This window comes from Hyphomicrobium sp. LHD-15 (assembly GCF_031157355.1).
In the GTDB taxonomy this organism is placed as follows: Bacteria; Pseudomonadota; Alphaproteobacteria; order Rhizobiales; family Hyphomicrobiaceae; genus Hyphomicrobium_C.
The window spans coordinates 1,222,921-1,245,469 of the sequence record NZ_JAVIFT010000001.1 but is presented as its reverse complement, the minus strand read 5'-3'; the positions used below and the strand labels follow the sequence as shown (position 1 = coordinate 1,245,469).

Annotated in this window: 20 protein-coding genes and 1 other RNA gene; 6 read left to right on the top strand and 15 right to left on the bottom strand. The window is 64.1% G+C overall.

Annotated features, from left to right (window positions below):
• Nucleotides 1-275: 275 nt before the first annotated feature.
• The 5 genes from RCO24_RS05570 to mraZ all read right to left on the bottom strand — a co-directional run bounded on the left by RCO24_RS05570 (nt 276) and on the right by mraZ (nt 5,234).
• Nucleotides 276-1,475 carry a GNAT family N-acetyltransferase gene (locus RCO24_RS05570; RefSeq protein ID WP_308960494.1) on the bottom strand — a complete coding sequence of 400 codons (1,200 nt, stop codon included), beginning with the start codon at nt 1,473-1,475 and terminating at the stop codon, nt 276-278.
• A gap of 50 nt (nt 1,476-1,525) precedes the next feature.
• On the bottom strand, nt 1,526-3,232 hold the full coding sequence (locus RCO24_RS05565; protein ID WP_308960492.1) for a penicillin-binding protein 2: 1,707 nt from the start codon (nt 3,230-3,232) through the stop codon (nt 1,526-1,528).
• Between the two features lie 18 nt (nt 3,233-3,250).
• The gene (locus tag RCO24_RS05560) at nt 3,251-3,541 is read right to left on the bottom strand and encodes a cell division protein FtsL (RefSeq protein ID WP_308960490.1); all 291 of its coding nucleotides are present in this window, start codon (nt 3,539-3,541) and stop codon (nt 3,251-3,253) included.
• A 58-nt stretch (nt 3,542-3,599) separates the two neighbouring features.
• Nucleotides 3,600-4,571 carry a 16S rRNA (cytosine(1402)-N(4))-methyltransferase RsmH gene (gene rsmH, locus RCO24_RS05555; protein WP_308960488.1) on the bottom strand — a complete coding sequence of 324 codons (972 nt, stop codon included), beginning with the start codon at nt 4,569-4,571 and terminating at the stop codon, nt 3,600-3,602.
• A gap of 159 nt (nt 4,572-4,730) precedes the next feature.
• Nucleotides 4,731-5,234 carry a division/cell wall cluster transcriptional repressor MraZ gene (mraZ, locus tag RCO24_RS05550; RefSeq protein WP_308960487.1) on the bottom strand — a complete coding sequence of 168 codons (504 nt, stop codon included), beginning with the start codon at nt 5,232-5,234 and terminating at the stop codon, nt 4,731-4,733.
• Nucleotides 5,235-5,599: 365 nt separating this feature from the next.
• Between mraZ and RCO24_RS05545 the strand changes: the two genes are divergently transcribed.
• The 3 genes from RCO24_RS05545 (at nt 5,600) to RCO24_RS05535 (ending at nt 8,718) form a co-directional block, all read left to right on the top strand.
• Complete coding sequence (locus tag RCO24_RS05545; RefSeq protein ID WP_308960486.1) at nt 5,600-6,565, top strand: alpha/beta hydrolase; 966 nt, start codon at nt 5,600-5,602, stop codon at nt 6,563-6,565.
• Nucleotides 6,566-6,665: 100 nt separating this feature from the next.
• Complete coding sequence (locus tag RCO24_RS05540) at nt 6,666-7,076, top strand: diacylglycerol kinase (RefSeq protein ID WP_308960485.1); 411 nt, start codon at nt 6,666-6,668, stop codon at nt 7,074-7,076.
• Between the two features lie 373 nt (nt 7,077-7,449).
• Nucleotides 7,450-8,718 (top strand): Hsp70 family protein, encoded by a 1,269-nt coding sequence (locus tag RCO24_RS05535; RefSeq protein ID WP_308960483.1) that lies wholly within the window; start codon nt 7,450-7,452, stop codon nt 8,716-8,718.
• A 77-nt stretch (nt 8,719-8,795) separates the two neighbouring features.
• On the opposite strand, the gene RCO24_RS05530 is transcribed toward RCO24_RS05535, so the two are convergent.
• From RCO24_RS05530 to RCO24_RS05500, 7 genes are all read right to left on the bottom strand, one after another.
• Nucleotides 8,796-9,092: a hypothetical protein gene (locus RCO24_RS05530; protein WP_308960481.1), complete on the bottom strand. Its 297-nt coding sequence runs from the start codon at nt 9,090-9,092 to the stop codon at nt 8,796-8,798.
• Between the two features lie 193 nt (nt 9,093-9,285).
• Nucleotides 9,286-9,555 (bottom strand): hypothetical protein, encoded by a 270-nt coding sequence (locus RCO24_RS05525; protein ID WP_308960480.1) that lies wholly within the window; start codon nt 9,553-9,555, stop codon nt 9,286-9,288.
• A gap of 200 nt (nt 9,556-9,755) precedes the next feature.
• Nucleotides 9,756-10,135: RNase P RNA component class A (rnpB, locus tag RCO24_RS05520), an RNA gene on the bottom strand.
• Nucleotides 10,136-10,197: 62 nt separating this feature from the next.
• On the bottom strand, nt 10,198-11,325 hold the full coding sequence (locus RCO24_RS05515) for an OpgC domain-containing protein (RefSeq protein ID WP_308960478.1): 1,128 nt from the start codon (nt 11,323-11,325) through the stop codon (nt 10,198-10,200).
• Nucleotides 11,326-11,488: 163 nt separating this feature from the next.
• Nucleotides 11,489-12,853: a glycerate kinase gene (locus tag RCO24_RS05510; RefSeq protein ID WP_308960477.1), complete on the bottom strand. Its 1,365-nt coding sequence runs from the start codon at nt 12,851-12,853 to the stop codon at nt 11,489-11,491.
• 174 nt (nt 12,854-13,027) lie between these two features.
• Entirely contained in the window at nt 13,028-13,816 is a 789-nt protein-coding gene (locus tag RCO24_RS05505) for an N-acetylmuramoyl-L-alanine amidase (RefSeq protein ID WP_308960475.1), read from the bottom strand.
• Nucleotides 13,813-14,541 carry a DnaJ family molecular chaperone gene (locus RCO24_RS05500; protein ID WP_308960473.1) on the bottom strand — a complete coding sequence of 243 codons (729 nt, stop codon included), beginning with the start codon at nt 14,539-14,541 and terminating at the stop codon, nt 13,813-13,815. Before RCO24_RS05500 ends, RCO24_RS05505 begins: the two co-directional genes overlap by 4 nt.
• A 126-nt stretch (nt 14,542-14,667) precedes the next feature.
• Here RCO24_RS05500 and RCO24_RS05495 point away from each other — a divergent pair, with 126 nt between their 5' ends.
• A complete protein-coding gene (locus RCO24_RS05495; RefSeq protein ID WP_308960472.1) occupies nt 14,668-18,276 on the top strand; it encodes a hydantoinase B/oxoprolinase family protein in 3,609 nt (1,202 codons plus the stop codon).
• Between the two features lie 4 nt (nt 18,277-18,280).
• Here RCO24_RS05495 and RCO24_RS05490 read toward each other — a convergent pair whose 3' ends face one another.
• Entirely contained in the window at nt 18,281-18,571 is a 291-nt protein-coding gene (locus tag RCO24_RS05490; protein WP_308960470.1) for a hypothetical protein, read from the bottom strand.
• A 293-nt stretch (nt 18,572-18,864) separates the two neighbouring features.
• Here RCO24_RS05490 and RCO24_RS05485 point away from each other — a divergent pair, with 293 nt between their 5' ends.
• Nucleotides 18,865-19,698, top strand: coding sequence for a pentapeptide repeat-containing protein (locus RCO24_RS05485; RefSeq protein ID WP_308960469.1), 834 nt, complete (start codon nt 18,865-18,867; stop codon nt 19,696-19,698).
• Nucleotides 19,699-19,708: 10 nt separating this feature from the next.
• Here RCO24_RS05485 and RCO24_RS05480 read toward each other — a convergent pair whose 3' ends face one another.
• On the bottom strand, nt 19,709-20,518 hold the full coding sequence (locus RCO24_RS05480; protein ID WP_308960466.1) for a HAMP domain-containing sensor histidine kinase: 810 nt from the start codon (nt 20,516-20,518) through the stop codon (nt 19,709-19,711).
• A 219-nt stretch (nt 20,519-20,737) separates the two neighbouring features.
• On the bottom strand, nt 20,738-21,217 hold the full coding sequence (locus tag RCO24_RS05475) for a DUF2852 domain-containing protein (protein WP_308960464.1): 480 nt from the start codon (nt 21,215-21,217) through the stop codon (nt 20,738-20,740).
• A 311-nt stretch (nt 21,218-21,528) separates the two neighbouring features.
• On the opposite strand from RCO24_RS05475, the gene RCO24_RS05470 reads away from it, so the two are divergent.
• Nucleotides 21,529-22,533, top strand: a complete 1,005-nt coding sequence (locus tag RCO24_RS05470) for a tetratricopeptide repeat protein (protein ID WP_308960462.1) — start codon at nt 21,529-21,531, stop codon at nt 22,531-22,533.
• The last annotated feature ends 16 nt before the right edge of the window (nt 22,534-22,549 follow it).

The window sequence follows — 22,549 nt, the reverse complement described above, 5'->3', positions numbered from 1 at the left end:
CTCGAACGGCGCTGCAGTGCAATGCATCCACCGCGAAAGGGCTCTAGACCCCGTTAGACGTTGAAGCCCTCGAGTCGTTTTTTTAGAGATCGATGACGGCTTCAATCGGGCATCGGCCCATGAGGGCCAGGTTTCGCGGTCCCGGGCGATCACGGTTTGATGCCCCTACGAGACCGTAAACGCTGGGGTGCCGCCCGATGGGCGCCGTGGCGCGAGCGGGGATGAGCCATCGGCAGCTTTTGCTGTCGATGGCTCTAATTACCAAGAGCGGAGCTTCACTCGATAGCCGCGATCACCGCGCCTGCGCACATTGCGGCCGCAGCCGCCACTGCTGGCATACCGTAGCGTTCGCCGGCCACCCGCACTTCCGGCGACAGACGATGATAAATCTCGCGCGCGAGCGGGCGCACGTGCCGGCGCAACTCGGCCACGCCCCGCCCGACGGGCGTTAGCGCCACCGCATAGTCGTCGATGGCGACGCCGCTTCCGGAGCGCGCCCATTGCCGTTTGTAGTCGTCCGCCGGCGCCAGCAGATCGTAGCGCGAGAAGCCCGCTTCGAAACACCATGCGATGGTGCGCAGCATCTGCTCCTGGCCGGGGCTCGCGGCGCTGAGCTTGGGGTCGAACGCGCCGAGATAAGCCATGTAGCTCGTCCCATCGGCATAGCCGACTTCGACCGCTGCAAGTGATGAACCCGCCTGGAGGGTCGAAACCAGCGCCGTGCCGGAGGCGACGGTCTCGCGCAGCAAGGCCTCCCACGGCCCGGCATCGAACACGGCACTCGAAACGCCGCGCTCGGCGAGCCACATTCGCTTCCAGCTCATCGCGGTGTCGAAGGCGGCGAGCGCATCCGCACCACGCCGCATTTCGAAGCTGATCGGCCCGGCGAGCGCTTCGAGTTTCTGCCGGCGCTGGCGGCGGTTACGCCGTGTACCGCTCGAGAACGACGCGTCGTAGGCGGCGAAGCTCTCGAATGCATGGAGATCGATGAAGAGCGCCGTTTCGGACGCCCCTTGCGACCGGCCCGCTTCGCTGAGCGCATCGTGAAGCCCGCCGTCGGCGCGCACACGGCGCAACAGGAGAACGTCGAAGCCCTGCTTGCAAAGCGCTTCGCGGAGCTGTCTCAGCGCATCCGGCGAAAGAGGTGCACCGACCAGAGTGGCATACTGCGCGAGCGGATAGAGCAACGGCACCGCAACGCGCGCGCCGACGAGCCGTTCGCTGCGCAGCGCCAGGAGCGTTGTGGCGTGTCCATCCCGCCTGAACACCGCGACCAGAGGATCGAAGCCGTTTCGGGTGGCAGTTTCGGCAGCAGCACGGACAATCTCGAATGCATCGAACGGACCGCCCGCGCCATGCCCGGCACCGACCGCGTGCCAAAGCGGACCAAGCTGCCCGATGGCCTCGGGGCCGGATACGATCTGGATCTCGTCCATTGCAGAGTGCCGCCCCAAGAAATCGCCTGATGCGGACATCCGGCGCTCGTTCGCCTTCTGACTATCGTCCCCGAGGCGTTGGGATTGCGTTAAGGAGTACCGGCAGGAAGCTGCGCGACGTCTCCGTCCGGTTTTACCCCGAGGAGCGGCGCGATGCGCGCGATCACGCGCCCAGCCGTCGGCGCCGCGTTGCGCCCGGCCAAAACCTCGCCATCGGCCTCGGCCGTTCCCTTCGGCTCGAACAGCAGCACCAGCACCAGATACTGCGGAGCGTCCATCGGGAAGGCGGCGAGAAACGAGGCTACGACGGACTTTTCCTGATAACCGCCACGGCCCGGCATCTCCGCCGTGCCCGTTTTGCCGCCGACGCGATATCCGGGAACATCCGCCCGCCGCCCAGTTCCCTCGCGCTCGCTCACGTTGCGGCGAAGCAGGACGCGGAGGCTGTTGCTGGTTTCCGCGCTGACGAGACGCGCGCCGGGTGTGGCGGCATCGTTGCGTCCGCGAAAGTAGGTGGGCGTCACCGCCGTACCGCCGTTGAGCACGGCTGCCGTCGCCGCCGCGAACTGGATCGGCGCAACCGCCATGCCGTGCCCGTAAGCCACCGTGATCTGCTCGACGCGCCCGAAACGCGGCGGAAGCTGCGGCGGCGCGACTGGCCCCGCGTCGGTCCGCATCGGTGTCATGAGGCCGAGCTTTTCGAGAAACGCCTTCTGCTTGTCGGGCCCCTCGGCGAGCGCGAGCAGACCCGAGCCGACGTTCGAGGAGTGAATGAATACCTCTGACACGGTGAGCGGGCGCCCGGACGAATGTAGATCCTTGATCGTGAACCGTCCCGCGGTCAGCGGCTTCGTCACGTCGAGCACCGTGTCGAGCTTAGTGTTCCCGCCTTCGAGCGCCATGGCGACGGTCAGGATTTTAAAGATCGAGCCGAGCTCGTAGGTTCCGCCCTGGATTTTGTCGAGGCGCTCGGGGGCGAGGGCTTCGCCCGGTTGCGACGGATCGAGGCCCGGCAGCGACGACGCGGCGAGCATCTCGCCGGTCCGGATATCCATGACGAGCCCGGCCGCGCCCTTGGCCTCGAAGCGGGTCATGGCACCCAGCAGTTCGTCTTCGACGGCATGCTGCACGCCGAGATCGAGCGTCAGCCGCACCGGCGTTCCGGCATTCGAGGCTGCTCCGTGCGAAGGCTCGACGCCGATCGTATCGTCGATCGCGCGCTCGATACCGCTGATGCCGCGGTTGTCGACGTTGACCGAGCCGAGCACATGGCCTGCCAGTCGTTCCAGCGGATAGGCGCGCCTCAGCTCGGTGCGGAAATCGAGACCGGGAAGTCCAAGGTCATGAACTCGCTGAGCGACCTTAGGTGGCATACCGCGCTTCAACCAGATGAAACGCCGGTTGCGATCCGACAGCGTGCGGCGCAGTTCGCCCTCGTTGAGGTCTGGCAGCACGCCACCAAGCCGCTCCGTGACCTCGTCGATGCTCTGGACGAGGAACGGATCGGCGTAGAGCGACGGCATCTCGATATCGGTTGCGAGTAGCCGGCCACCGCGATCGAGAATGTCGGGACGCACATAGCTGCGCGCAACCGGCTCGGTGAGGGTGGCGACCATATCGAGGCCGCCGGTCGTGGCGAGGCGTGCGAGCTGCAGGGCGATGGAGCCGAATAGAAACGCGATGCCGAGCATGACGAGGCGCGTTCTGAGGCCGCCCGTGCCCCGCAGGATGTCGGCGCGCGAACGGGCAAGCTCTGGAGAGCGTGTTTGCCGTCCGCCCCTGGCCGCCCCCTTCATGATTTCCCCCGGACCCCTTTAGCGGTTGACCGCCCCCGTGCGAATGTCGGACGCCGGTACGCTGTCCGTCACCTGCTTATCGGTGAGGGGCGCCAGCCCCTGCGCACGAGCCAGCGGCTCGATCCGGCTCGGTCGTGCGAGATGCGCGCGCTCCGCCTTGAGCACGGCGATATCCGATCGCGCGAGTTCCGCGCGCCGCTCCTCGGCCGCCACGCGGGCCTCGAGCTGCCGGGTATCGTATGAGAGCCCGTAGAGCAGAAAGGCACTCGAAATGGCGAGAAACGCTGCCGAAACTGTGAGCGGATGCATCGGATCGACCTCAACCAACGAGAAACAAAGTCAAGACCTTGGAAAGGAAAGCACCCGATTAACGCGCGTGCCACGCAGGGGCATCTGTCCTGAAACCCACCCGTAGCCGCGCCGAGCGCGCCCGCGGATTTGCGTCCGTTTCCTTTTTGTTAGGTGTAAATCCGCGAGTGTTAACAATTCGGAAACTTGGCGCGTGGACGGGGCCTTTTGGCGCCGGAAGGTAGCGTGATCCGCCCTCCACCTTGCCGGAGCGCTCCTGCAGGAAGCGTTTGACGATGCGGTCTTCCAGCGAATGGAAAGTGACGACGAGCAGCCGCCCGCCGGGCTTGAGCAGGCATTCGGCCGCCGCCAGCGCGCGTTCGAGTTCGCCCAGCTCGTCATTGACGTAAATCCGGAGCGCCTGGAACGTCCGCGTCGCCGGATGCTTCTCGTCTCCGCGCGCCCGTCCGAGTACGCGTTCGACGATATCGGCGAGCGCCTTGGTGGTGGTGATCGGTGCATCCGCCCGCGCTTTCACCAGCGTGCGCGCGATCGCCCGCGAGCGGCGTTCTTCGCCGAATTCGTAGAGAATATTGGCGAGGTCTTCCTCGTCGGCAGTGTTGACGACATCGGCAGCCGAAGGGCCATCCAGCGACATGCGCATGTCGAGCGGGCCGTCGCGCAGGAACGAGAAGCCACGGGCAGGCTGGTCGAGCTGCATCGACGAGACGCCGATATCGAGCACGACGCCGTCGACCTGAGCGAACCCGGCCGAAGCTGCCGCCTGTTCCATGTTGCTGAAGGTGTCGGGAACCAGCGTCAGCCGCCCGCCGAATTCACGAACGAGATCTTGTCCGCCTGCGAGGGCCGTGGGATCGCGCTCGATCGCGATCAGCCGGCAGTCGGCCGCCTCGAGAATGGCGCGGGAATAGCCGCCCGCTCCGAAGGTTCCGTCAATGTAGGTTTCACCCGCCGCCGGTTGCAATTGCTCGACGACCTCCGCGAGGAGGACGGAGATGTGACGGGGAGTATCTGGGGAGGCCGCAGTCATGATCGGCCGCTTTATAGGGCATTCTGCGGCCCGGGCCACGCTTATCGCGCGCACGAGCCGCTAAGTTTGAACGGCTAATTCAGCCGAGTTCCGAGAGAGGCACGGGAATTTGAGCCCGCACGTCCTGGCGCACCGGTCTCGAGCCGGTGCTCCGGGGCGTCATTCCCGTGCCCCCTCGTCGCCATCGCCGGTGCGATGGGCGCTCCCCGCGCCGAACAGCTTTCGATGCTCCTGAGCCTTTTCGCGGGCGCGTGCGCGCCGCTCTTCGAAGGCTTGAGGAGCCCAGATTTGAAACTTGTCGCCAAGGCCGACAAATGTGACGAGATCCTGAAGACCGGCGTGGCGACGAAGGCTTTCAGGAAGGACGATACGCCCGTCGCCGTCGATGCTGAGAACCTGGACGTCGCCATAGAGTGCGACAGAGAGCTCGTCTCGCTCGTCCGAATAGTCCGGCAGGCCTGCGAGAAGCCCGTCGATCTTTTTCGCAAGTCTTTCGCCGCCTGCATCGAGAGCCGGAGCATCGATCGAGGGGTAGCAATAGATTCCGCCGGTGCTTCCCTGGCTATAGCCGTCGCGCTCGAGGACGGCGCGGAAGGGAGCAGGGATTGAGACGCGCCCTTTGGCGTCGATCTTGTTGGTGAACGTCGAGACAAAGCGGTCCATCCCCTTTTCGAGCCTCGTTCTCCAACGCCACTACAGAAACGCTTTTCCGAAATCCCACCGATGGCCCCTGAGCGGGGACAACACCCACCGCTCCGGGCTGGGCCGTGGCGGTCGCTTGTGCTTCGGCCCTCTCTCGAAGCCAGCGCCACGACCACGGGCCCTTGCCCGGTGCGGTCGGGCATATATGGGATGCCATGGTTCGGTATGGGCGTCAATGGATCGTTAAGGATTTGGACGGGGTTTAAGCCTGTATTTCCGGGCAAAGATGTCGGCGTTATCTGCACGACGTTCATAACCCGACCCATCGTCAGCTCCGCGCGGCAGCGTTATGCAAAGGTGAGCAAGGGCGGAAAGGAACGGGTTGAATGAATGGGCGGCGTGCGCGAACCACGGCGATGCTTGGCGCCGTCTTGACGGCGTTTGCGGCCGGCATGGCTTCCAATGCCCTCTCTGCCCCGGCCGCGGAGCCCCTTGGTCAGCGCATCGCCGTTGCACAGCCGGGTCGGCCGTCCGTCACCCTCTACGTCGAGGAGCACGGCCAGGGTGCGCCGTTGCTCCTGCTGCATGGACTTGGCGAGTCGACCTTCACCTGGCGCGAGATCGCCCCGGCGTTGGCGGCGCGCCATCGCGTCATCGCGCTCGACCTCAAGGGCTTCGGCCGATCGGAAAAGCCCGATGATGGCGCCTATTCGGCCGAGGATCAGGCGGCGCTCGTCGCTCGCTTCATCGTGGAACGCGGCCTCGAAGGGGTGACGTTGATCGGTCATTCCTTTGGCGGCACGGTCGCGTTGCGAACCGCTTTGGCCGAGGGGATTGCCGGCACATCGCGCATTCGCCGGATCGTCGTCATCGGTTCGCCCGCCTTGCCGCGCTCGACGCCGCGCTATTTCGATCTTGTCAAGGCGCCGCTGGTCCCCGATACGCTCGTCTCGGCGCTGTCGCCGGAAGCCATGGCGCGTTTGCTGCTGCGCGAGGCCATGGGCGGCCATGTTGGCGGAAAAAAGAACACCGCGATCACCGACGACCTCGTAGAAGGTTACGCCGCGCCCTACCGCGATCCCGCTGCGATGACGGCGTTCCTGGCAACCGCACGCGCCATCGTGACGGAGGAGGGCGCCGACGCGGTCGCGAAGCGCTACGCCACAATCGGCCGGCCGACCCTGATCGTCTGGTGCCGGAAGGATCCGATCGTGCCGCTGAAGGCTGGTCGCCGTCTCAAAGCCGCGATCCCGCGTGCGGAGTTTACGGTGCTGGAGGGATGCCACCATCTGCCTCAGCACGAACGCCCGCAGCAGCTTTTGAAGGTACTGGCGCCGTTCCTTGAAAAGTAGGTCGTCCCAAGTCGCTTGAGGAAATCACGGGGATCTACTACCAGTCCGAAACGTTTATGAATTTTGCAAATTGAGAGGCGCGGGCGACCGCGAAACGTGAATGAGCGACGTGCGCTGCATCTGCGCCATTGGGTTGAGCGGCCAGCTGGGCCTCAAGGGCGAGCTGCCTTGGGAAGGCGATCCGCGGCCCGAATTCAGGGCGGACGTCGAGCGCTTTTTCGAGATCACGCGTGGGCATGTTCTGATCGCCGGCCCCAAGACCATCGGCGCTGTCCCGGATTTCGGACGTGCTCAGATGACACTTCGTGTCGCCCGCTCCAGCGAGCGGCCGGAAGACGTGCTCGCGGAATTTGCAGATCGGGTCGTCTTCATCGGTGGAGGACCGGCCCTGTGGGATGTCTACGCGCCGTTCATCATGCACTGGGATATCACGCGGCTCCCCTATGATGGCCCCGCCGACCGCTGGTTCGATCCGAAGTGGCTGCTGACCGGCAAGGGCCGCCCGCTCTGAGCGGCGCCGGAGATCCGGCTTACAGTTCGCGAACCTTCTTCCCTTACCGACGTCCGCTCGGGGCCATAAGCGGACGTGAACCGACCTGCGTGCATTCGCGAGCTTCGTAGCTCCATCCTAGGAGCGAACTTTGGTTCTAACAAAGTCTGCTCTCGTTCGATTTTTTTGTGGGAGACGTCCGCTTAATCGGCGCTGATGCTGACATTTGTTCGGAGGCTCGTACGACCGAACACGCTCACCCAAAGCAACAACTTGTAGGCATCCTCGCAACTTGCTAACTCATGCATCCCTGCGCCATCGCGCGCGTGTTGTCGCCCTTGAAGCGTCCTCGCGGACCGCATGCGGCACCTCCAAATCCTCATAGGAAATGATTGTGACACTTGCCTCCGGCGCGTGCGGCCTTGACTTCGGCACATCCAACAGCGCTATCGGCCATGCTGCGGAAACTCATCCCTCTCTGATCCCCCTGCAGGAGGGCCGCGTTTCAATCCCCACCGCAGTATTCTTCAGCTTCGAGGACGCAAGCGTCACCTTTGGCCGCGATGCAGTCTCCCGCTACTTGCAGCGCGAGAATGGACGCCTGATGCGCTCGCTGAAATCGGTTCTCGGATCCTCCCTCATCCACGAGCAAACGCAAGTTGGAACAAAGCGACTCCGGTTCGATGAGATCATCTCGCTTTTCCTCAGCTACGTGCGCAAGGCCGCCGACGAACCGTCGTCCGTCGTCATGGGCCGCCCGGTGTTTTTCGTGGACGACGACTCGGAGGCCGACAAGAGTGCAGAGGATCAACTCCGGCAGGCGGCGCAACACGCAGGCTTCAAGTATATCGAATTCCAGTTCGAGCCCATCGCCGCTGCCCTCGACTATGAGCGCCAAGTCGGCACCGAAGAGCTCGCGTTCGTCGTCGACATCGGCGGCGGCACTTCGGACTTCTCCATTGTCCGCGTCTCTCCGCATCGGCGCGGCAAACCGGATCGGAAGTCCGATATTCTCGCCTATTCGGGCGTGCACATCGGCGGCACCGATTTCGACCGTCGTCTTGAAGTCGATGCCGTGCTTCCCGATCTCGGGCTTGGTGCCAAGCTTCGTCACAAGGACATGGAAACACCCTCGTGGTGGTACCAGGACCTTGCAACCTGGCAGCGCATCAACTTCCTCTATGACCACAAGATCTTTGCCGACATTCGCCGAGTACGCCGAGATGTGTTCGAGCCCGAAAAGCTCGACCGGCTGCTCGAGGTTCTGGAGAACAGGAAGGGTCACGCGCTGCTGACCGCCGTCGAGGACGTCAAGATCCAGCTCTCCTCCGCAAAGCTCGTTGCGATGGATTTGCAGAAGCTCGCCGGTATCGAGTCGATCGACATCACGAGGAAGCAGTTCGAGGGCGCGATTGCCGACCAGATCGGCCAGATCCATAAGACAATCAGAAGCACCCTAAGCCAAAGCAACGTGGCCGCCGACGCCATCGGCTCGCTGTTTCTGACCGGCGGCTCGTCGCGGATACCGCTGCTGCTTGCGACCTTGCGAAAGGCGTTCGGCAATGCCCGCGTCGTCGAAGGCGATGCGTTCGGCTCCGTAGCCACGGGGCTCGCACTTGAAGCCCACAGTCGCTTCGGTGCGATCGCGTCGGATGCACGCTAGCCGCTCAGGGCGCCGCTCGACGTCCGCTCCGGGTCAAAAACCGACACCCGCCAACGCTTGAGCCCATTTCCCCGGCCTCAATCGTCGTCGTCATCGCACTCGATGCGTTCTTTGTAATAGCCGCGCCGCCACTTGCGCTCGATCTTGCAGTTCGGACCGTAATCGTAGTCCTCGTCTGCGTAGTAGGCGCCGTAGGGCACGTAGTATCCGTGCGAAGGGATGCGATAAGTCGGCACGCCGTAGCTGTAAGAGCGGTACTCGCCACGCCATGGCCGCGCTTCATATTCGTAATAGTCGTCGTCCCAATCCCCACCAGCGAACGCGGCGGGGGCCGATGCCGCCAGCAAGGCCAGGACAATCACGATGCGCTTCATGTGTCCATGCTCCTCCAGGTTGCCGCCTCCCGTTCCATGAGAGAACCCGAAGCTTCAGCCTGTCAATTCGACCTGGTAACTATGGTGGACGGCAAACGAAAGCCCGCCCGTTCTCAAGGTCATGCCGGGAGAACGAGCGGGCTCGGTGTAGGTTCCGACAACCCGAAGCGATCGGGCTGATAGAGGTCAGACCTTAGTCGCGATCACGCGGGCCGCGGCACTTGATCGTCTCTTCGTAGTCGCCATCGGTCCACCAGCGCCGCTCGATCCGGCACGGACCATCGCGGAACTTCTCCTTCACGTCGCGGCCCATCGGGCCGTAGTGCGCGGAGATACGGCTGTAAATGTCGGCAGCTTTCCGCGACGGAGCCGGCGCGGGCTCGGAGGAGAAGCTGTCGTCGACGGCGAGTGCAGGGGCTGCACCGAGCAGCAGAGCGGCGGCCAGAGGCAGGATCACTTTCATCGCAAACTTCCTTCTTTTGGTTGATCCGACTGGGGGTTAACGCCTGGGCGCGGCCAATGGTTGACCCGCTCGAGGCGATTTGAAAATGGCGAGATAAAACAATATCGTGGCGATTTACTATCACAGCTTCTGCGACAGAAAATGGGCGCAGCCTGCGTCATGACGAAGCCTTGCGCTTCGCGCCCCGTTATCGCGAGAGAAATGCCAGCCGGCCTGTAAGCCGGGTTCTGTCGAGAACGGCCATTCATCTGGGACGCCCATTGCTGGGCGCCTCGAGCAACCAACCCGGGTGACGGGCCTGAAGACGCGCCTCCGTGCCGGGTTTCCCCGCACGCGGCCACCCCTATTTGGTCTTGCTCCGGGTGGGGTTTGCCGTGCCGCTCCTGTTACCAGTCGCGCGGTGCGCTCTTACCGCACCGTTTCACCCTTACCACGCCGGGCCGAAGCCCGCCGGGCGGTTTGTTTTCTGTGGCACTGTCCCTGGGGTCGCCCCCGGCGGCCGTTAGCCGCCACCCTGTCTCCATGGAGCCCGGACTTTCCTCCACCGTCGTGAGACGGCAGCGGCCGTCCAGCCGGCTGACCAGGGCACATAAGGGTGGGATCGCGCTCGGCGTCAAGGGAAAGGGTGGCGAGGGGTACGCCCTATACCGATTTGGCGCCCGGCTCGAACCAGCCCGTCGTGTTGCGCGGTCGGGCATCGAGCAGATAGGCCGCGAGCGCCAGCACCGCTGTTCCCAACACGAACACGCCGATCTGCGCGACCCACCCGGCTTGCGGGCCAGACAGGAAGATGCGCGCAACAAGCGACAGCAAGGTTCCAAGCGAAAACACGGCGAGCGAGTGCTTTCCCATGCGGGTCAGGATTCTCGCGAGCGGATTGGCGAGCCAGCGCGCATCCCGCGGGATGAAACGCAAGATCAGGTACATCCAGGCCAGCGTGTTGAGAAAGCGCCACGGCGTTTGCCGGTCCAGAAGTCCGGTGATGTGCGAGAGCGGTTCGAAATAGCAGTGGGCCGAGAGCGGGCCATAATGGCGGCACGGAAAAACCAGCAGGAAACAAGCGGCGATGACGAGGACGCTCAGGACCGAGAGCCAGGTCGACCGCTTCATAGGGGTCCGATCGAGACTGAAGAGGCCGATCACGAGGCCGAGCGCAAAAACGATCTGCCACGACATCGGATCGAAATACCAGCCGGCTGCCGAACGTGTGCTGGGAAAATTGAGCGTGTAGACTTCCCCAAGCACCCAGACGAGCGCGGATGCCATAAGCGCGAGCGCCCAATGAACGCGCGCCAAGAGCAGCAGCGGAACCGCGAAGAAAAGCAGCACGATGTAGAGCGGCAAAATATCGAAGTAAGGCGGCTGATACTGAAGCGTGAGCGCCATTGTCGCCGCATGGGAATAAGTCGAGCCCGCCCACGACGGTGGCGCGACGGCGAAGAGATCGAGCGGGGAGTCGCGACCGATGGCGATCAGCATCGCCAATGCACCGAGAAGCACCGCGATATGCGCGAGATAGATCGTGCCGATGCGCCGTCCAACCTGACTGACCACGGCCCCAAGGCCGCGCGTATCGAGGCGCGGCGCGTAGGCGAGTGCAAACGAGATCCCGGCGAGCAGAACGAAAATGTCGGCCGCGCTCGTGAACCCGAAATTTCTGAGCGTGAGGTGAGAGAGGCGGTCCGACGGAATATGGTCAATGTAGATGATGACGAGGGCGAGGCCGCGGAACAGATCGATTCTCAGATCTCTTTTGGGAGAGGTTCCCATTTTTTTATGCGGGCCTTAGCCATGCCAATTGGCCGGTTATGGCAAGCTTGATTGCGCCCGGCAAACGGGATGCGCTGCCCCGGTTAACGCCGGGGGTTAATCATCGCGCCGGCCGGTCGGCGCGGTCGGCTCTTCCGCTGGAAAATGCCCCGAAACGCCGCGGCTAAGCGGTCGGGCTTACCTGGCGCGAACGGCGCCTCTGGCCGAGTTCGACGGCAGCGCGCGTGAGGCCCTGGATGCGCTTGGCGCGCAGCATCCGTTTGACCGGCTTGTTACGCTTCCCCGTTGGCTGCAGCAGCGCGGGATGAGAGCCGTTGAGCTTGGCGGGCGCATCGGCGGATGTGGTGCCGGTTGTGTCCGGAGACGAAAGCGTGGCGGCTGCCGCCGAGCGCTGTCCGATCATGATGAGGCGCGCGACGCGTTCTGCGGCATTCTGCAGGTATTCGCGCGATTTCTTCATCGCCACTTCGAGCGGCATCGGATTGGAAGTCGCGGCTTCGAGGCCGTCGATGCCGTGCTCGAACACGCCGTTTGCATCGTCCGACAGGCCGCCGCCGATGGCGACGACAGGCACGCCATGACGGCGCGCCGAGGCAGCGACGCCGGCCGGCGTCTTGCCGAATGCGGTCTGGAAATCGACGCGTCCTTCGCCGGTGACCGCCAGGAACGCGCCTTTCATGTGATCGTCGAGCTTGGTCGCGGCAACGACAAGCTCCACGCCGCGTTTCATGGTGGCGTCGGTGAAGGCGAGCAATCCTGCGCCGAGGCCGCCGCCTGCGCCTGCGCCCGGGAATTCGGCGATGTCGCGCCCGATATCGCGTTTGATGAGAGAGGCGAGGTGCGCGAGGTTGCGATCGAGCCGCTGAACCATCTCGGGCGTGGCGCCCTTCTGCGGCCCGTAAACGGCCGAAGCGCCCTTCTCGCCGCAAAGCGGATTAGTGACGTCGCACGCAACGCTGACCTTCACGCGGGCAAGGCCCGGATTGGCGTTCGTCATATCGATGGCGTGAACCTCGTCGAGGCGTCCGCCGCCGAGCGCGCCGACGATCTCAGCGCCGTCCTTGTCGAGGAAGCGGACGCCGAGTGCTTGCGCAAAGCCCGCGCCGCCGTCGTTGGTGGCCGAGCCGCCAAGGCCGACGATGATTTCTTCGACACCGCGATGAATGGCATCGGATACGAGTTCGCCGGTGCCGAACGTGCTGGCTGTGAGCGGATCGCGCTCGGAGCGCGGCACCAGCGGTAAGCCGGAGGCTTCCGCCATCTCGATCACGGCTGTCCGTCCGTCGCCGAGCAAGCCGTATGAGGCGAGCACCTTCTGGCCGAGGGGGCCAGACACGGCGCACTTCACGATACGCCCGCCGGTGGCGTCCACCAGCGACTGCACGGTGCCTTCGCCGCCGTCCGCCATCGGCACCTTGACGTATTCCGCATCGGGCCACACCCGGCGCAGGCCTGCCTCGAGCTCGTTCGCCACTTCGAGAGAGGTGAGGCTCTCTTTGAAGGAATCCGGGGCGATGACGATCTTCATGAGGCGTTTCCTTTAATTCCCTGGGAGTGCGCGTTTCTGGTCGGCTTGCCCGCACAATGCCCTAAATTGCCGCCGCGCTTCCAGGCCCAAACGCCGCGACAGATGAGCGTTGAAAGCTTAACAGCGCCCCAGCGACCAGGCCGTTTACGAGTCAAAATCAATTGTCAGGATTAATCAAACGATCCGGCCATCATTGAGGCTCGCGGGGGCCTTGAGGCGCGATAGCGTTTCCAAGGTCGACCGGTCGAGTCGCCCATCCGGGCGCTCTTGTCGGAAATGCAACTGGAACGCGCGCAGCACCGTCTGCAGGTCGGCGTCGAAAGCGCCTTTGAGATCAATTTTATACCCGTAGTCGGCCAGCAGTTGCCGGGCCAGATCAACGTCTGCCCCCCTGGCCCCGAGGCTAAGCCCGGCATCGTCCGGATCGATGGGCGCAGGCTCCACCCAGTTCCCGACCCCCTGCCGCGCGAGCCAGGCCCAGTCGAACTTCTCGCCGGGGTCGATCTTGCGCCCCGGCGCGATATCCGAGTGCGCCAGAATGCGATGGGGCTGGATGGCGTGCCGGATGGCGATGTCCTTCGAGAGCGCGGCGACCGCCCGCATCTGCACGGCCGGAAACTCCGGATAGCCGAGCATGTGGCCGGGATTCTGGATCTCGATTCCGATCGAGGCCGAGTTAATGTCTGTTTCGCCCGCCCAGTAAGAAACACCCGCGTGCCAGGCGCGATCGGTTTCCGACACCATCTGGATGATGCGCCCGCCCTCGTCGATCACGTAGTGGCACGAAACCTTGCAGTCGGGCCGCGACAGCACGTCGAGGGCGCGCTCGACCGTCGGCAGCCCCGTGTAATGAAGGATCAGGATCGAGGGCGTGAAACCGGGCTTGCGCGGCTCGATGTTAGGCGACGGAAAGAGTTCGACGACCAGCGGCGTATCCGGTCGCGTTATGAGGCTTGCGCTCATACCCGTTCTCCCTCCACGCGCCGCCCGTCGACGATGGCCTCATAAGCCGCGTTGATCGCAGCGAGCTTTTGGGTTGCGGCTTTGATCAGCGCCGCCTGCGCGCCCCTCGCGGTCAGGCGATCGGGATGAAACCGCTGCACAAGCTCCACGTAGCGTTTCCGGAGGTCCTGCTCGGAGACGGTCGGCTCCAGCCCGAGTACATGGTAGGGGTCGTCCGCATCGCGCACGAAATGCGCCCTGATCCGGCGGAACTCCTCGCAGGATATTCCGAAAGCCTGCCCGACGGTCTTGAGAAACGCTTCCTCGGCCGGGTGGAGGATCCCATCGGCGCACGCGATCATCAACAGGCACTCGAGCACGTTGACCTTGAGATCGTGATCGCCTTTGAGCATGTGCGCCACGCTCTCGGCATAGATCTCGAACCCGGCCGTGTCCTGGCTGGCGAGCTGGTAGAGGCGGCGGATCCGCGGCACGTCCTCGGGCGAGGGTTCGAAAAAACGTTCGAAGGTCTGGCATTCGACCTTGACCGCCACGCCGTCTGCCTTCGCCATTTTTGCGGCGAGCGCGATGATGGCAGCGGAAAACGCGGCCGTCTGATGGACAGGCCTCGGGCGGATGAAGCGGCCGAGAGCGGGCCACCAGCGGCCAAGCAGAGCGGAGAGGCGGGCGCGAACCCCCGGGCCTCGCTCCTGCTCGATGAAATGGGACATGCTGTCGAGGGGCATGAGCACTCCTTACCCGCTTCCGGCCCGATGATGAAGGGCATGGACTAAATTTCATGTTCTGCGGTTGACGTGGCGAGGGCGCGCCGATAGCCAGCAGGATCGTTGATCTTGAGGGCGGTTGGATCCATGGGACACGAGCGCGCGGCGTGGCAGTTCTGGGTCGACCGCGGCGGCACCTTCACGGATATTGTTGCGGTCGCGCCGGACGGCCGGATTTCGGCCTTGAAGCTGCTGTCGGAGGCCCCCGGCCTCTACAACGATGCCGCCATCGCGGGCATTCGCAGGATTCTGGGCCTCGCTCCGGATGCGCCGATCCCTGCGCATCACCTCGAGGCAGTGAAGGTCGGCACGACCGTAGCCACCAATGCGTTGCTCGAGCGCAAGGGCGAACCGACGGTTCTGGTCATCACCGGGGGGCTAGAGGATCAGCTCGAGATCGGCACCCAGGCCCGCCCGGATATCTTCGCGCGCCGGATCGTAAAGCCCGACATGCTCTACGACCGTGTGATCGGCGCCCGCGAGCGCGTGCGCGCGGACGGCACCATCGAGCAGCCGCTCGATACGGAACGTCTCGCGGCGGATTTGTCGGCAGCTCGGCGCGAGGGATACGCAAGCATCGCGATCGTGTTCATGCACGCCTACGCGTTTCCCGATCACGAGCGGCAGGCCGCAGAGCTCGCCCGCGAAGCCGGTTTCACGCAGGTCTCGGTCAGCCATGAAGTCGCGCCGCTGATCAAGATCGTGCCGCGCGGCGATACCACTGTCGCCGATGCCTATCTCTCACCTGTGCTGAGGACCTACACCGAAGGCGTCGCCGGCGCGTTTGCAGGCGGTCTCGAATCCCGCCTCCTGTTCATGGCGTCATCCGGAGGGCTCAAGGCGGGTACCCACTTCCACGGCCGCGATGCGGTGCTCTCGGGTCCGGCGGGAGGTGTCGTCGGCATGGCGGAAACAGCCCGTCGCGCCGGCTTCGATCGTGTCATCGGTTTCGACATGGGCGGAACCTCGACCGACGTCTCGCACTATGCCGGCGCCTATGAGCGGACCTTCGAAACCGAGGTCGCGGGCGTGCGCTTGCGCGTGCCGATGCTGCGCATTCACACCGTGGCGGCGGGCGGCGGCTCGATCCTTTCGTTCGACGGCGCGCGTCTTCAAGTCGGCCCCGAAAGCGCAGGCTCCGATCCCGGCCCGATGTGCTACGGCCGCGGCGGTCCGTTGACGGTTACGGACGCCAACGTGGTGATGGGCAAGCTCGATCCCGCGTTTCTGCCGCGTGTATTTGGCGCGAGTGGCCAAGAGCCGATCGACGCGGAGGCCCCCCGCGCCGCGTTCGCGGATCTCGCCGCTCAAATCGGCGACGGCCGCACGTCCGAGCAGGTCGCCGACGGTTTCATTCGCATCGCCGTCGAGAACATGGCCAAGGCCGTCAAGAAAATCTCCATCGAGCGCGGCTACGACGTGAGCACCTACGTGCTGAATGGCTTCGGCTCCGCCGCGGGCCAGCATGTGTGCTTGATGGCCGATACGCTCGGCATACGCCAGGTTTTGCTGCATCCGCTTTCAGGGCTTCTGTCGGCTTTCGGGATCGGCCTTTCTTCTGTGCGCGCCAGCCGCGAACGTTCGCTCGAAGTGCCGCTCGATGCGGTCGGGATTGCCGCCGCTGAGTCACAGGCAGCCACGATGTTGGCCGAGGTGCAGGACGAGCTTGCTTCCCAAGGTGTCGCGCCCGAAGCGCTGCGCACGAAAACGTTGGTTCATCTCCGCTACGAGGCAACCGAGGTCGCGATCCCGATCGCTCTCGCCGAAGTGGCTAGCATGCAGAGGGCCTTTGAAGCCGCTCACGCACAGCGCTTCGGCTTCGTCTCGCCCGAAAAGCGCGTCGTCATCGCCATGGTCGAGGTCGAGGCCGAAGGCGGCGGCGATGAGGTCGCTCGGATCGCGCCGCCTGCCGCCACGCCGGGAGCGCCGGTTTCACGCACGCGGTTCTACGCGCGGGGCGCCTGGCACGAGGGCGACGTGTGGCGGCGCGAGAGCTTAGCGGCAGGCCAGGCGGTATCGGGTCCGGCTGTCATTGTCGAAGCCAACCAGACCGTCGTGCTCGAAGCAGGCTGGGCCGCGAAGATGACGCCGGGCGGCGACCTCGTGCTCACACGAACCGCCACCCGCACGCGTGAGCAAGTGGGCCTCGAAGTCGATCCCGTGCTGCTCGAAGTGTTCGGCAATCTCTTCATGGGAATTGCCGAGGAGATGGGCGAAGCGCTGCGAGCCACCGCGCAGTCGGTGAACATCAAGGAGCGGCTCGATTTTTCCTGCGCCGTGTTCGATGGCGATGGCCAGCTCGTCGCCAATGCGCCCCACGTGCCTGTGCACCTCGGCAGCATGGAGAGCGCCGTCGAAACGGTGATCCGAGTGCGCGGCGCCGAGATGGCGCCGGGCGACGTCTACATGCTGAACGCGCCCTATTCCGGCGGAACGCATCTTCCCGATATCACGGTCGTGACGCCGGTCTTCGTCGAGGGGGCCGAGCGCCCGGCGTTCTATGTCGCGAGCCGTGGTCACCACGCGGACATCGGCGGCATCGCCCCCGGCTCCATGAGCCCGAACGCCACGAACATCGAGGAAGAAGGCGTTTACATCGATTGCGTGCCACTGGTGAAAGAGGGTCGCTTTCTCGAAGTCGAGACGTTGGCGCTGCTCACAGGTGCGCGCTATCCAGCTCGCAATCCCGCCCAGAACATCGCCGATCTCAAAGCCCAGGTTGCCGCCAACGCGCGCGGACGAGCCGAGCTCCTGCGTCTCGTCTCGGAATTCGGCGCCGAGACGATCGCGAGCTACATGGCGCACGTTGAGGCTAACGCCGAGGAAGCCGTGCGCCGCCTCATTGGGCGGTTGAGCGATGGCCGCTTCAGGGTCGAGACCGATGGCGGTTGGGCGATCGAGGTCGCGGTGACCATCGATCGCGCACGCCGCTCCGCAAGGATCGATTTCACCGGAACGTCTCCGCAGCAGCCGACGAACGTCAATGCACCAGAGCCGGTCGCCCGCGCCGCCGTGCTCTACGTCGTTCGTGTGCTGCTTGACGAACCGATCCCGCTCAATGCCGGCTGCTTGCGGCCCATTGAGATCGTCGTGCCGGACGGTTCGATGTTGAAGCCGGTCTTTCCAGCCGCCGTTGTCGCTGGCAACGTCGAGACCAGTCAGGTGATCACGAACGCGCTGTTTGCGGCCCTTCGCGTGCTCGGTTCCTCGCAAGGCACGATGAACAATCTCACGTTCGGAAATGACAAGGTGCAGTACTACGAGACAATCTGCTCGGGCGCGCCGGCGGGCTTCGACCGGAATGGCGATGGCTTCGACGGCGCGGCGGCTGTCCAGGTGCACATGACCAACACGCGCCTCACCGATCCCGAAATCCTGGAAAGCCGCTATCCGGTGTTGCTCGAGCGCTTTTCGATCCGGCGCGGCTCGGGCGGCAAGGGGCGCTGGGCGAGCGGCGACGGCACGCTCCGCATCATTCGTTTTCTCGAACCGATGCGCGCGGCGATTTTGTCGGGCTACCGAAAGGTGCGGCCGTTCGGGCTCCTGGGCGGCGAGCCGGGAGAAGCCGGACGCAACGCGATCCGCCGCAAGGACGGTTCGGTGGAGGAGCTGCCGGGCGCGGCTGCCGTCGCTCTCGAAGCCGGAGACGCAATCAGTCTTCAAACGCCAACGGGCGGCGGTGTCGGCGAGACCTGATCCGCTATCTCAACAGCGCGGCAATGTCCTGCGGGTCTTCGTTCGCAATGCTGAAAAGCTCCGCCAGGAGCTGGGTCTTGATCTGCTGAGCCTGCGCGAAGGCCTCTTCTACCGAGAGGTTGAGCTGAACCAAGCTCGCGATCCCGCCCGTCTGCCGCGACGGACGCTCCTCGATCTCCGCATTACGCGACTTGAGATCGAGATTCGATTGGGGCGACGATGTCGAATCCTGGGACGGAATGCCATTGCGCAACGAGGAGGACGCTGCCGGCGTTCCGATTGGTAGGTTTATCATTGTTGTTCCCTGCGCGCGCGTTCGCGGTGGCTCGGCCGAATCCGTTCTGCTGACGGACCAAGTTGCCGCGCGACAGATCGTGCCGACCAGACGTGAACGTGAGCCTTAGAGATTCACTCGAATTTTATCGATCGGCGATTTTAGCTCCTTGGTGAGATCAGCGAGAAACGGCAAGGAAAACGTAGCCGGGAAGCCTCTCTCTCCGAACGAGGCCTTGAAGTCTCGGCGCCACGTGCAATCATTGAGGATATGGGGGACGGCGGCTGGCGGGCCGCGATGGAGATGGACAGGTCATGGCGGCTGTTCGTTGGCAGCAGGGGGTAGTCGGCGCCCTGGCGGTTGCCGTCGGCGCGGGAGCCGTTTTTGCGGCCGACGAGAACGTCTCTCCGAAAGCCGACTTCACGGCGCGCGAAATCACGCAGCAATTGTTCAAGGCCCAGCCTGGCGAGCGTGTGGACTACGCCGGGCGCGATCTCACCTATCTCGATCTCTCCGGCCTCGATTTCAAACAGGCGAAGCTTGCTCGGACCGACCTCTACGGCGTTGATTTTACGGGATCGAATCTCAAGGGAGCGGACATCTCCTTTGCCCGCCTCGACCGCGCGGTGCTGATCCGTGCCGACATGTCCGGGGCCAATCTGCGGGGCAGCACCATTTTCCGCCCGACCGTCTACACCGACCTACAGAACAGCCATGCCGATGCGCCGCGCTTTGCCGGCGCGAACCTGACCGGCATCCGCGTACAAGCCGATCTGTCGGGTGCCGATTTTCGCGGTGCCGATCTCACGTATGCGAATTTCAGCCCGCTTGAAGGCCGCCCCGGCCAGGGCACGCTCGTCACGCTCGCGCGCAATGTCCTGAAATCCTGCGACTTCTCCGGCGCGACCCTGCGGCATGCAGATCTGACGCGCTCGATCCTGATGTTCTCGAACATGGTCGGCGCGGATCTGACCGGCGCAATCCTGGTCGAAGCGGATCTTTCGAAAGTCGATCTTTCGGGCGCGACCCTGGAGGGGGCGAACGTCACTGGAGCTGATTTTGACGGAGCAAATCTCGCGGGCGTCAAAGGTCTCGCGACCGTGAAAGGGCTCGATCAGGCGCTCAATCTCGACAAGACCATCCGCTGACGCGCGATAGCTAGCAAGCGGCCTGAAGAGTGCGCTCCTGTTCGAGCAGCAACGGGAGACGAAGCGTAAAGCGTGCTCCACCTTCGGGAGAGGCCGAGACGGTGATGTCGCCGTCGTGGGCGCGCGCGATCTGCCGCGCGATCACCAGCTCCGCGCAGTGGTTCGAGCGCTGCGACGGTAGAATTTCCATATGATAGGCGCGCTCGAAAACGGCTTCGCGCTCACTCTTGGGTAGCCCGAAGCCATTGTCGTCGACATGCACGACGAGCGCGCTCGTGCCGTGGTCGATCCGAAGCATCGCGCGTGAACCTGCCGAGAGTGCGTTTCTGATCAAGATTTGGAAAACGCGCGAGAGGGAAGCGGGATCGGCGAGCGTCATGAGAGGGGGCGGCGTGCCGGTAAGCGTCAGCTGCCGGGGGTTGGCCTCTGTGCCGTGTGCGGCGATCTGCTCCTTCAGCAAGCCTGTGAGTTCCACGGCCTGGAGCCTCGAAACGACCGGAACCTCGCGCGAGAGAACGACGGCATCGTCGAGCATATGGATCAGCTCGTCGACCTCGGGCACGGGATCTTCTGCGAGGGACAAGCCTCCGTTGACGACGATCAACGTCGGAAAGCGCGCGCGCGGGGCATGCCGTCGTGTGTATCGGCGATAGAGGACGCAAGCGGCGGCGACAATCGCGGCGACGGAGAGGACGAGCATGGGTGTGGAGAGGGCGAGGTCGAAAATAGCAACGTCGTTCCGCTCAATCGCAACCAGCGCGACAAGTGACGTCGCAAACAACGCAAAAATGCAGCCGGCGACCCCGCGGCGCTCGAGCATCGAACCCATCTCCCAACCGACATCATGCCGGTCGAAGCTCAATGCTTAGCTCGGGTATGATGATAAAGAGTTACATACCCAATGATATTCCCTTATATTACAGTGGGATATCGTTTATTGCGCGTTAAGGTCTGTCCTGCATTTGGTCGGAGGCCACAATCAAAAGGCCGGCCCTGGTCAGGCCGGCCCGATCGAGTTGTGGGGGAGGGTAGTTGGCAATCAGGTCTGCGGAGAAGGTGCCGGACCTTCCGGCCCGGAGTTCTCTTCGCCCGAAGATGGGCGCGATTTCCGGTCCGCCATGAACTGATCGAACTCCGAGCGGTCTTTCGCCAAGCGCAAGCGCTCGAGGAAATCGCGGAATTCACGCTGTTCGTCTTCGAGGCGCTTCAGGGTCGCCTCGCGGTATTCGTCGAAGGCGCGGTTCCCCGACGAGCCAAAGCCGCCCCGGAAGGCGTCGCCGCCCCGATGCTCGCCCCAAGCGCCGCTCCCGTGGCGGCCCCATTTTTCGGCGAAACGGGCCTGCCAGCGGCTGCGCTCACCGTGTTTTCCGCAACCCCATCCGTGTCCCATGCGTCCACTCCAGAGAAGAAAAGCCAGGACGGCCAGTCCCAGCGGCCAGAACAGAACAAAACTGACAACCATGAGTGCGAGCCACGCCGGCCGCCCCATGTCGTCGAGCCTCATAACCATGTCGTGCATCGCATCCTCATGTGAATGTTTATCACATTAACATAATTGGGGCATCGGTAGCGCGCCGTCAAGGGCTGTTGCGCCGATTTGGAAGAGTTCAGCCGGGTCACATGTGGGAAGCGAGGGCGGCTTCGCAAAGCGGGTGCCCGTCAGGATGCTGGCCGAAACTCGGATGCGGCGGTGGTGTGTGCCTTGTCCCTGGCGAGCCCGCGCGCAGGCTTGTTACCCCCGTAACTGACCGGACGCCGGCATCCCGTCCATACTCGGACACGAACGGAAAATGTGCCGCGAGCGAAATTGCCAGACGGGGGTGTCGCCTCATGCCGCGTTTCATAGCTATTTCGACGATCAGCCGGTTAGCGGTTGCGTTTATATGCGCGGGCACCTTCGCGACGCCGGGCCTCGCTGGCATGACGCAAGACCTCGCGGATTGCACGGCGGCCGACCGCAAGGCCAGTGCGGACGCCTGCACCCGCGTGATGAACAGCGGGCGCCTGCCGAAGAACCAGCTCTACATCGGTCACTTTAATCGCGGCTCGGCCCACTTCCACGCTGGTAGCTACGACAAAGCCCTCTCCGATTTCGACAAGTCCATCGATTACAATCCGGGCTACGCCGACACCTACTACAAACGTGCGCTTGTTCAGCACGAGCGCGGCGATCGCGAACGCTCGCTTGCCGATCTCGACCGCTATCTGGAGAAAAGGGGCGAGATCGCGGAAGCGCATATCAACCGCGCGCGCTTGTTCCGTCGCCGGGGCGAGCTGAACCAGGCATTCTCCGAGCTGCAGAAGGCGTCTGCGCTCGATCCGGGAGAAATCAAGGCTCAGATCCTACGCGCTCTTGTTCTGTCCGATCTGGGTGAGCAGGGGCCTGCGCGTCTCGAAGCGGAAAAAGCCGTCACCGCCGGTGCCGACAATGCAGACGCCTACTACGCCCGCGCGACAGTTGCGTTCCGCGAAGCGAGCTACGCCGCTGCGCTCACGGATATCGAGAAGGCGCTTTCGCTGAAGGCGGCCTTCCCCGCAGCATTGATGTTGCGCGGACGCATCGAGGAGCAGCAAGGCGAAAAAGACAAAGCCGCGGCGAGTTTCAAGAAGGTGCTCGAGGGCGCGCCGAAGTCGTTGGATGCCCGCGCCGCCCAGGACGATGCTCGCGCCCGCTTGACCACGCTCGAGCCGCTGGCCGTTGTCGCGCCGGTGTCAAACCCGGCGCCGCAGTCGCAATCTCGATCCGAGCCGGCGGCTTCGGTCGCGCGTGTCTCGGAATGCAGACGGTTCATTCCATCGGCGCAAACGACCGTTGCCGTTGAATGTCCGAAATAAGCGTGCCCGCCTCGCG